10 protein-coding genes are annotated in these 9,893 nt (G+C 64.8%); all 10 read left to right on the forward strand.

Going from position 1 to position 9,893, the window contains the following annotated elements:
- Positions 1-416 (forward strand): NADH-quinone oxidoreductase subunit NuoI (gene nuoI, locus AC1D00_RS12465; protein ID WP_477010881.1); only part of this gene is annotated, 416 nt, incomplete at its 5' end.
- A gap of 9 nt (positions 417-425) precedes the next feature.
- Positions 426-1,064: an NADH-quinone oxidoreductase subunit J gene (locus AC1D00_RS12470; RefSeq protein ID WP_135176014.1), complete on the forward strand. Its 639-nt coding sequence runs from the start codon at positions 426-428 to the stop codon at positions 1,062-1,064.
- A complete protein-coding gene (gene nuoK / locus AC1D00_RS12475; RefSeq protein WP_008547737.1) occupies positions 1,061-1,369 on the forward strand; it encodes an NADH-quinone oxidoreductase subunit NuoK in 309 nt (102 codons plus the stop codon). Before AC1D00_RS12470 ends, nuoK begins: the two co-directional genes overlap by 4 nt.
- 8 nt (positions 1,370-1,377) lie before the next feature.
- Positions 1,378-3,456, forward strand: coding sequence for an NADH-quinone oxidoreductase subunit L (nuoL, locus tag AC1D00_RS12480; RefSeq protein WP_477010882.1), 2,079 nt, complete (start codon positions 1,378-1,380; stop codon positions 3,454-3,456).
- Entirely contained in the window at positions 3,457-4,965 is a 1,509-nt protein-coding gene (locus AC1D00_RS12485) for an NADH-quinone oxidoreductase subunit M (RefSeq protein WP_477010883.1), read from the forward strand.
- A 22-nt stretch (positions 4,966-4,987) separates the two neighbouring features.
- The gene (gene nuoN / locus AC1D00_RS12490; protein ID WP_135176011.1) at positions 4,988-6,424 is read left to right on the forward strand and encodes an NADH-quinone oxidoreductase subunit NuoN; all 1,437 of its coding nucleotides are present in this window, start codon (positions 4,988-4,990) and stop codon (positions 6,422-6,424) included.
- A gap of 1 nt (position 6,425) precedes the next feature.
- The gene (locus AC1D00_RS12495) at positions 6,426-7,232 is read left to right on the forward strand and encodes a biotin--[acetyl-CoA-carboxylase] ligase (RefSeq protein ID WP_477010884.1); all 807 of its coding nucleotides are present in this window, start codon (positions 6,426-6,428) and stop codon (positions 7,230-7,232) included.
- Entirely contained in the window at positions 7,232-8,902 is a 1,671-nt protein-coding gene (locus AC1D00_RS12500; RefSeq protein WP_271575969.1) for a ribonuclease J, read from the forward strand. Before AC1D00_RS12495 ends, AC1D00_RS12500 begins: the two co-directional genes overlap by 1 nt.
- A 66-nt stretch (positions 8,903-8,968) precedes the next feature.
- Positions 8,969-9,373, forward strand: a complete 405-nt coding sequence (gene mce / locus AC1D00_RS12505; RefSeq protein WP_157330446.1) for a methylmalonyl-CoA epimerase — start codon at positions 8,969-8,971, stop codon at positions 9,371-9,373.
- A gap of 9 nt (positions 9,374-9,382) precedes the next feature.
- The gene (locus AC1D00_RS12510) at positions 9,383-9,658 is read left to right on the forward strand and encodes a DUF1467 family protein (RefSeq protein WP_477010885.1); all 276 of its coding nucleotides are present in this window, start codon (positions 9,383-9,385) and stop codon (positions 9,656-9,658) included.
- Positions 9,659-9,893 lie beyond the last annotated feature (235 nt).

Genomic DNA, 9,893 nt, shown 5'->3' on the forward strand with positions numbered 1-9,893 from the left:
ATTTCTTCCAGCCGAAGCCGACGCTGAACTATCCCTTCGAGAAGGGCCCGATCTCGCCGCGCTTCCGCGGCGAGCACGCGCTGCGCCGCTATCCGAACGGCGAGGAACGCTGCATCGCCTGCAAGCTGTGCGAAGCCGTGTGCCCGGCGCAGGCCATCACCATCGAGGCCGGCCCGCGCCGCAACGACGGCACCCGCCGCACGGTGCGCTACGACATCGACATGGTGAAGTGCATCTATTGCGGCCTCTGCCAGGAGGCCTGTCCGGTCGACGCCATCGTCGAAGGTCCGAACTTCGAGTTCGCGACCGAGACCCGCGAGGAACTGTTCTATGATAAGGCCAAGCTGCTCGCCAATGGCGACCGCTGGGAACGCGAGATCGCGAAGGCGATCGAGCTCGACGCGCCGTACCGGTGAGATGAGAGCATGATCCTTCCCGCGCTGTTCTTCTATCTCTTCGCCGGCATCTGTGTCGCCTCGGCGGTGATGGTGATTGTCTCGCGCAATCCCGTGCACTCCGTGCTGTACCTGATCCTGGCCTTCGTCAACGCCTCCGGCCTGTTCGTGCTGATGGGCGCCGAGTTCCTCGGCATGATGCTGATCGTCGTCTATGTCGGCGCGGTCGCGGTGCTGTTCCTGTTCGTGATCATGATGCTCGACGTCGACTTCCTCGAGCTGCGCGAGGGCTTCATCGAGTACCTGCCGGTCGGTCTCGTGATCGGCGGCATCTTCATGTTCGAACTGCTGCTCACCGTCGGCTTCTGGGTCATCAACCCCGGCGTCTCCAAGACCATCACGGCGGCGATCCCGACCAACGTCTCGAACACCGAGGCGCTCGGCCTCGTGCTCTATACGAAGTACATCCACTACTTCCAGCTCGCGGGCATGGTGCTGCTGGTCGCCATGATCGGTGCCATCGTGCTGACGCTCAGGCACAAGGCGAGCGTGAAGCGGCAGGACATCAACGTTCAGAACGCGCGCACGCCCGAGATGGCGATGGCGATGCGCAAGGTGGCGCCGGGGCAGGGGCTCTCGGATGCCGACGCGGCGGAGTGGGTGAAATGACGATCGGGCTCGGACACTATCTGGCGGTCGGCGCGATCCTGTTCACGCTCGGGATCCTCGGCATCTTCCTGAACCGCAAGAACATCATCGTCATCCTGATGTCGATCGAGCTGATCCTGCTCTCGGTCAACATCAACCTCGTCGCGTTCTCGACCTTCCTCGGCGACATCGTCGGCCAGGTCTTCGCGCTTCTGGTGCTGACGGTCGCCGCTGCCGAAGCCGCGATCGGTCTCGCCATCCTGGTGGTCTATTTCCGCAACCGCGGCTCGATCGCGGTTGAGGACGTCAATCTGATGAAGGGCTGAGCTCAGTCATGGTTCAGGCAATCGTATTCCTGCCGCTCCTGGGCGCCATCTTGGCCGGCCTGATTGCGCTGTTCGGCGCGCATGCCCGCAACCCCTCAGGCGACGAGGTCGAGCATCACGGCGACCACGGTCACGGCGATGCGCATGCGACGGCGGCCCATGACGACCATGGTCACGACGATCATGGCCATGACGACCACGGGCACGGACCGGTCGAGCCGGCTGCGGCGGGCTCGCGCGCGGCCGAGCTGATCACGACGGCACTGCTGTTCGTGTCGGCTGGGCTGTCCTGGATGACGCTGGTCGATGTCGGCTTCATGCACCATGACATGCGGATTCCGCTGTTGCCGTGGATCCTCTCCGGCGACCTCCAGGTCTACTGGACGCTGCGGGTCGACACGCTCACCGCCGTGATGCTGGTGGTGGTGACGACCGTGTCCTCGCTCGTGCACCTCTATTCCATCGGCTACATGGACGAGGATCCGTACCGGCCGCGCTTCTTCGGCTATCTCTCGCTGTTCACCTTCGCCATGCTGATGCTGGTGACGGCGGATAACCTCGTGCAGCTGTTCTTCGGCTGGGAAGGCGTGGGTCTGGCCAGCTACCTGCTGATCGGCTTCTGGTATCAGAAGCCGTCGGCGAACGCGGCCGCCATCAAGGCCTTCGTGGTCAACCGCGTCGGCGATTTCGGCTTCGCGCTCGGCATCTTCGCGATCTTCATGCTGGTTGGCTCGACCGATTTCGAGACGATCTTCCATGCCGCGCCCGGCCTCACCGGCAAGACCATCAACTTCCTCGGCTGGCACGCCGACGCCCTGACCCTGACCTGCCTCCTGCTGTTCATGGGCGCGATGGGCAAGTCGGCGCAGTTCCTGCTCCACACCTGGTTGCCGGACGCGATGGAAGGTCCGACCCCGGTCTCCGCGCTGATCCACGCCGCAACCATGGTCACCGCGGGCGTGTTCATGGTGGCGCGACTGTCGCCGCTGTTCGAGCTCGCCCCGAACGCGCAGGCCGTCGTGATGTTCTTCGGCGCGACCACGGCGTTCTTCGCCGCGACCATCGGCCTCGTCCAGAACGACATCAAGCGCATCGTTGCCTACTCGACCTGTTCGCAGCTCGGCTACATGTTCGTGGCGATGGGAGCAGGGGCCTATTCGGTCGGCATGTTCCATCTGTTCACGCACGCCTTCTTCAAGGCACTGCTGTTCTTGGGCTCCGGCTCGGTGATCTACGCGATGCATCACGAGCAGGACATCCGCAACATGGGCGGCCTCTGGAAGAAGATCCCCTACACCTACGCGGTGATGGTGGTCGGCACGCTGGCGCTCACGGGCTTCCCGCTCACCGCCGGCTACTTCTCCAAGGACGCGATCATCGAATCGGCCTACGCCTCGCACAATCCGTTCGCGATGTACGGCTTCCTGATGACGGTCGTCGCCGCCGGCCTGACCTCGTTCTACTCCTGGCGCCTGATCTTCAAGACCTTCCACGGCGAGCCGCATGACGAGCATCATTACGAGGCCGCGCATGAGGCCCCGCTCTGGATCCTGGTCCCGATCGGCGTGCTCGCGGTCGGCTCGATCGTCGCGGGCTTCCCGTTCAAGGAGCTGTTCGCCGGCCACGGCGTCGAGGAGTTCTTCCGCGAGTCCGTGAAGATGAACCCGCACATCATCGAGGAGATGCACCACATCCCCGAGACCATCGCCTTGCTTCCGACGGTGATGATGGTGCTGGGCTTCCTGGTCTCGTACCTGTTCTACATCCGCCGGCCCTACATCCCCGTTCGGCTCGCTGCAGAGCAGCCGATGCTGTACCAGTTCCTGCTCAACAAATGGTACTTCGACGAGCTGTACGACCTCATCTTCGTCCGTCCGGCGAAGTGGATCGGCTACCAGCTCTGGAAGAAGGGCGACGGCTTCATCATCGACGGTCTCGGGCCCGACGGCGTCTCGGCCCGCGTGCTGGACGTCACCCGCAACGTCGTGAAGATCCAGACCGGCTATCTCTATCACTACGCATTCGCCATGCTGATCGGTGCCGCCGGCCTGATCACCTGGTTCATGTTCGGCTTTGGAGGCCAGTAAATGACGACCTGGCCCATTGTATCGGTCACGACCTTCCTGCCGCTGGTCGGCGCGCTGATCGTCTATCTCAGCCGCGGTGACGACGAGGCGGCGCGGCGCAACTCGCGCTGGATCGCATTGTGGACCACGCTGATCACCTTCGCGGTGTCGGTGATCCTGGTCATGCGCTTCGATCCTGCGAATGCCGACTTCCAGTTCGTCRAGAAGTCGGCCTGGCTCGCCACCGGCATCACCTACCACATGGGCGTGGACGGCATTTCGCTGCCGCTCGTGATCCTGACCACCGCCATCATGCCGTTCTGCATCATCGCGAGCTGGAAGGCGATCACCAGCCGCGTCCGCGAATACATGATGGCGTTCCTGATCCTGGAAACGCTGATGATCGGCACCTTCTCGGCGCTCGATCTGGTGCTGTTCTACCTGTTCTTCGAAGGCGGCCTGATCCCGATGTTCCTGATCATCGGCGTCTGGGGCGGCCCGCGCCGGGTCTACGCGTCCTTCAAGTTCTTCCTCTACACGCTGCTCGGCTCGGTGCTGATGCTGCTCGCCATCATGGCGCTGTACTGGAACGGCGGCACCACCGACATCCCGACCCTGATGCACACCGCCGTGCCGCGGTCGTTGCAGACCTGGGCCTGGCTCGCCTTCTTCGCCTCCTTCGCGGTGAAGATGCCGATGTGGCCGGTGCACACCTGGCTTCCCGACGCGCACGTCGAGGCGCCGACGGCAGGCTCCGTGGTCCTGGCCGCGATCCTGCTGAAGATGGGCGGCTACGGCTTCCTGCGCTTCTCGCTGCCGATGTTCCCCCTGGCGTCGCATGACTTCGCGCCGCTGGTGTTCACGCTCTCGGTCATCGCCATCGTCTACACCTCGCTGGTGGCGCTGATGCAGGAGGACATGAAGAAGCTGATCGCGTACTCGTCAGTGGCGCATATGGGCTTCGTCACCATGGGCATCTTCGCCGGCACCATGCAGGGCGTCGCCGGCGGCGTGTTCCAGATGATCTCGCACGGCATCGTCTCCGGCGCGCTGTTCCTCTGCGTCGGCGTCGTCTACGACCGCCTGCACACCCGCGAGATCGCGGCCTATGGCGGCCTCGTCAACCGGATGCCGCTCTACGCGCTGACCTTCATGATCTTCACCATGGCCAATGTCGGACTGCCCGGCACGTCCGGCTTCGTCGGCGAGTTCATGACGCTGCTCGGCACGTTCAAGGTCTCGATCCCGACCGCGTTCTTCGCCACCTTCGGCGTGATCCTGTCGGCGGGCTACGCGCTGTGGCTCTACCGCAAGGTCGTATTCGGGGCGCTGGTCAAGCCGTCGCTGATGAGCATGAAGGATCTCACCTTGCGTGAGTGCGTGACGCTGTTCCCGCTGATCGCGCTGACGATCCTGTTCGGCGTCTATCCGAAGCCGGTGCTCGACATGTCGGCCGCCTCGGTCCAGCAACTCGTCAACAATTACAACACCGCTGTGACGGCCGTGAAGGCCGCCGCACTGCTCCAGTGATCGGGCAGGTCAGGATATCGCCATGAGCTTTTCGACTGCAGGTTATCAACTGGCGCCCGTGCTGCCCGAGCTCGTGCTCGCGGTCGGCGCCATGGCGCTTCTGATGCTCGGTGCGTATCGCGGGCAGGAGACGACCAAGGCGATCACGACGCTGGCGGTCCTGCTCCTGGTCGTGGTCGGCGTGCTCGAATACATGCTGCCCGCGGGCAAGCAGGTGACCTTCGGCGGCAGCTTCATCGTCGACGACTTCGCCCGCTTCATGAAGATTCTGGCCCTGATCGGCTCGGCCGTGACGCTGGTGCTGTCGACCGAGTTCCTGTCCGACCCCTCGCGCCGCATCTTCGAATACGCCATCCTGGTGCTGCTCTCGACCCTCGGCATGATGGTGCTGATCTCGGCCGGCGATCTGATCTCGCTCTATCTCGGCCTCGAATTGATGTCGCTCGCGCTCTACGTCGTGGCGTCCTCGAACCGCGACAACGCCAAGTCGACCGAAGCCGGCCTGAAGTACTTTGTGCTCGGCGCACTGTCCTCGGGCATGCTGCTCTACGGCTCCTCGCTGATCTACGGCTTCACCGGCACGGTCAGCTTCACCGGCATCGCGGCTGCCGCGACGGCCGCGAATGTCGGCCTGGTGTTCGGTCTCGTCTTCCTGCTCGCCGGCCTCTGCTTCAAGGTCTCGGCCGTGCCGTTCCACATGTGGACGCCTGATGTCTACGAGGGCGCACCGACGCCGGTCACCGCCTTCTTCGCCTCGGCGCCGAAGGTGGCCGCGCTCGCCGTCTTCACCCGTGTCACGCTGACCGCTTTCCCCGGCATCGTCTCGCAGTGGCAGCAGATCCTGGTGTTCGTGGCGATCGCCTCGATGGCGCTGGGTTCGTTCGCCGCGATCGGCCAGAGCAACATCAAGCGCCTGATGGCCTATTCCTCGATCGGCCACATGGGCTTTGCCCTGGTCGGCCTTGCCTCCGGCACGGTCGAGGGCGCGCAGGGCGTCCTGATGTACATCGTGATCTATGTCGCGATGACGCTCGGTTCGTTCTCGATCATCCTCGCCATGAAGCGCAACGGCCAGGCCGTGGAGCAGATCAGCGATTTCGCCGGTCTCTCGCGCACCAATCCGCTGCTCGCCTTCATGTTCGCGATGCTGCTGTTCTCGCTCGCGGGCATTCCGCCGCTCGCCGGCTTCTTCGCCAAATGGTACGTCTTCGTCGCCGCCATCAAGGCGAACCTGTTCACGCTCGCCGTGATCGGCGTGCTCTCCAGCGTGGTGGGTGCCTACTACTATCTCGCCATCGTCAAGACGATGTATTTCGACGAGCCGGCCGGTCAGGTCGACCCGGTGCGCGTCGAGGTGAAGACGGTGCTGGCGGTCGCGGGCCTGTTCAACATCCTGTTCGCGTTGTTCGCGGGGCCGGTGGTGAGCGTCGCCTCTGCCGCCGCAAAGTCGCTGTTCTAGGATGGGGTTCGCGCTCGGTCCTCGCGCACTCTCGGCGGGCTACAAGCTCGCAGCTTTCGAGCGGACCGGCTCGACCAATACCGAGGCGATCGAGCACGCCAGGAGCGGCGAACGCGGCCCGATGTGGTTCGTCACATCGGAGCAGACCGCCGGCCGCGGCCGGCGCCAGCGCGCCTGGATCGCGCCGCGGGGCAATCTCGCCGCCAGCATCCTCGAAGTCATGAACGTGCCCCCCGCCGTCGCGGCCACGCTTGGCTTTGCCGCGGGGCTGGCGGAGGAGGCGGCCCTGGAGAAGGTGAGCCTGGAGGCCGCGCTGCGCCTCGGCGAGGGCCGTCCCCGCTACGCCCTGAAATGGCCGAACGACGTGCTGGTCGGCGGCAAGAAGCTGGTCGGCATCGGGCTCGAGGCCGAAATCATCGGCGACCGTCTCGCCGTCGTCGTCGGCATGGGCACCAACGTCGTCGCCGCGCCGGAGGGCACGCCGACACCCGCGGTGTCGCTGGCCGCGCTTGGCGTCCAGATCAGCGCCGAGGAGCTGTTCTCCGCCCTGTCCGACGCCTGGGTCGAGTTCCGCGGCGTCTGGGACAATGGCCGCGGCTTTGCCGAAATCCGCAAGCTCTGGCTGGAGCGGGCCGCCGGTCTTGGCGAGAAGGTTGCGATCAACACGGGAACGACGACGCTGGAAGGCATTTTCGACACGATCGACGACACCGGTTGCCTGATCGTCCTCGCTGCTGACGGCCGACGCCTGCCGGTGGCGGCCGGCGAGGTGTTCTTCGGCTCGGCCGCCTCCGTGGGAGCTGCGTGATGGCACGGCCTGACGAACTGGTGTTTGCGCCGCTCGGCGGTGTCGGCGAGATCGGCATGAACCTGTCGATCTACGGGCTGGGCAACCGCCATCAGCGCGCCTGGCTCGCGGTCGATCTCGGCGTCTCCTTCGGCGATGAGGAGCATCTGCCGGGCATCGACCTGATCATGCCCGACATCAGCTTCCTGGAGAAGGAACGCAAGAACCTGATGGGCCTGGTGCTGACGCACGCGCATGAGGACCATTTCGGCGCCATCATCGACCTCTGGCCCAGGCTGAAATGCCCGATCTATGCGACGCAGTTCAGCGCGGCGCTGTTCGAGGCCAAATGCGCTGCCGAGCGCAACGCGCCAAAGATTCCGGTGACGGTGGTGCCGTCGGGAGGCCGCGTCGATATCGGCCCGTTCAACGTCGAGTTCATCCCGGTCGCGCATTCGATACCTGAATCGCACGCGCTGGCGATCCACACCGAAGCCGGCATCGTGCTGCACACCGGCGACTGGAAGATCGACCCGACCCCGATCATCGGCCGCCCGACCGACGAAAAGCGGCTGCGCGAACTCGGCGACGAGGGCGTGCTCGCCCTGATCGGCGATTCCACCAACGCGGTGCGCGACGGTCGCTCGCCCTCCGAAGCCGAGGTCGCCAAGACCATTGCCGGGCTGGTCAAGGCGGCCAAGGGCAGGGTTGCCGTGACGACTTTCGCCTCCAACGTCGCCCGCATCAAAGCGGTCGCCGACGCCGCCAAGGCTGCCGATCGCGAGGTCGTCGTGGTCGGGCGCGCCATGGACCGCGTGTCGCAGGTCGCGCGCGAGACCGGCTATCTCGACGGCGTGCAGAACTTCCGTTCGACCGACGTCTACGGCCATCTGCCGCAGGACAAGGTGCTGGCGCTCTGCACCGGCAGCCAGGGCGAGGCCCGCGCGGCGCTGGCGCGCATCGCCAATGACGACCATCCCGAGATCACGCTCAACCGCGGCGATTGCGTGATCTTCTCCTCGCGCACCATTCCCGGCAACGAGAAGGCGGTCGGGTCGATCATCAACAATCTGGTGCTCCAGGGCGTCGAGGTCATCACCGACCGCGACGCGCTGGTCCACGTCTCCGGCCATCCCCGCCGCGACGAGCTGCGCGACATGATCGCCTGGGTGCGCCCGCAGCTCCTGATCCCGGTCCATGGCGAGGCGCTGCACCTGCACGAGCACGCCAAGCTCGCGCGCGCCGCCGGCGTGCCGCGCGTGCTGGTCTGCCGCAACGGCGACCTCGTCAAGCTCGGCCCCGGCGATCCCGGCATCGTCGGCGAGGTGCCCTCGGGCCGTCTCTACAAGGACGGCACGATCCTGGAGGATTCCAAGTCCCGCGCGGTGGTCGAACGCCGCCGCATGGCCTTTTCCGGCTGCGCTTTCGTCGCCATCGCCATGACCGCGCAGGGCGAACTCGTCGACGAACCCGAGGTCGATCTCGTCGGCGTTCCCGAGAAGAACAGGGCGGGCGAGGCTTTCGACGATCTGGTCTTCGAAGCCGTGATGTCCACGATCGAGGGGCTGCCAAAAGCGCGCCGCCGCGATCCGGACGCCCTGGCTGAGTCGGTGCGACGCGCGGTCCGGGCCGTGATCAACGAACATTGGGGCAAAAAGCCCGCCTGTCTGGTACATGTGCTGACGGTCTGATTTAGGCATGATCTCTTCGGAAAACCGCTTCACGCTTTTCCGGATCATGCTCTGAGGGAGAGAAACATGCTGGGTCGGCTCAACCATGTCGCGATCGCGACCAAGGATGCCGTCAAGGCTGCAAAAATCTATGGCGCCGCGTTCGGGGCGCAGATCTCGGAGGCCGTGCCGCTGCCCGAGCATGGCGTCACCACCGTGTTCGCGACGCTGCCCAACACCAAGATCGAGTTCATCGAGCCGCTCGGTGAAGCCTCGCCGATCGCAAAGTTCCTCGAGCGCAACGCGGACGGCGGCATCCACCATGTCTGCTACGAGGTCGTGGACATCATCGCCTCGCGCGACACCCTGGTGAAGGAGGGCGCGCGGGTGCTCGGCGACGGCGTGCCGAAGATCGGTGCCCATGGCAAGCCGGTGCTGTTCCTGCACCCGAAGGACTTTTCCGGCGCGCTGGTCGAAATCGAGCAGGCGTAAGGCCGCCCCATGGCCATCCAGATATCGACCGCGATCGCGATCTACTTCGTCATCTGGTGGATCGCGCTGTTCCTGACGCTGCCGTTCGGCGTGCGCAGCCAGCACGAGGACGGCGTGGGCGCGCCCGGGACCGATCCCGGTGCGCCGATCCGGACGCGGATGGGACGGAAGCTGATCTGGACCACGATCATCTCGGCGATCATCTACGGCGCGGGCCTTGCCGCCTATCACGCCGGCTACCTTTCGATCGRACGGCTGTCGAAATTGATGGGCATGCCGTTCTAGAGCATGATCCGGAAAAGTGTGCAGCGGTTTTCCGAGCAGATCATGCTCAAACAAAAGGACCTTTTTTTGCTGACGATATTGTTTTGGGGGAACGAATGACTTTTCAGAGGATCGTCGTCGCGCTTCTGGTGCTGATCGTCGCCGGCCTGGGCGCCATCGGCTATTTCGAGTGGAAGATGGCCGTGCAGGTGCGGACGCTGAAGGCGTTCGTCGAGGGCTACGTCTTCAACGAAGC

This window comes from Bradyrhizobium sp. P2_E8 (assembly GCF_056403875.1).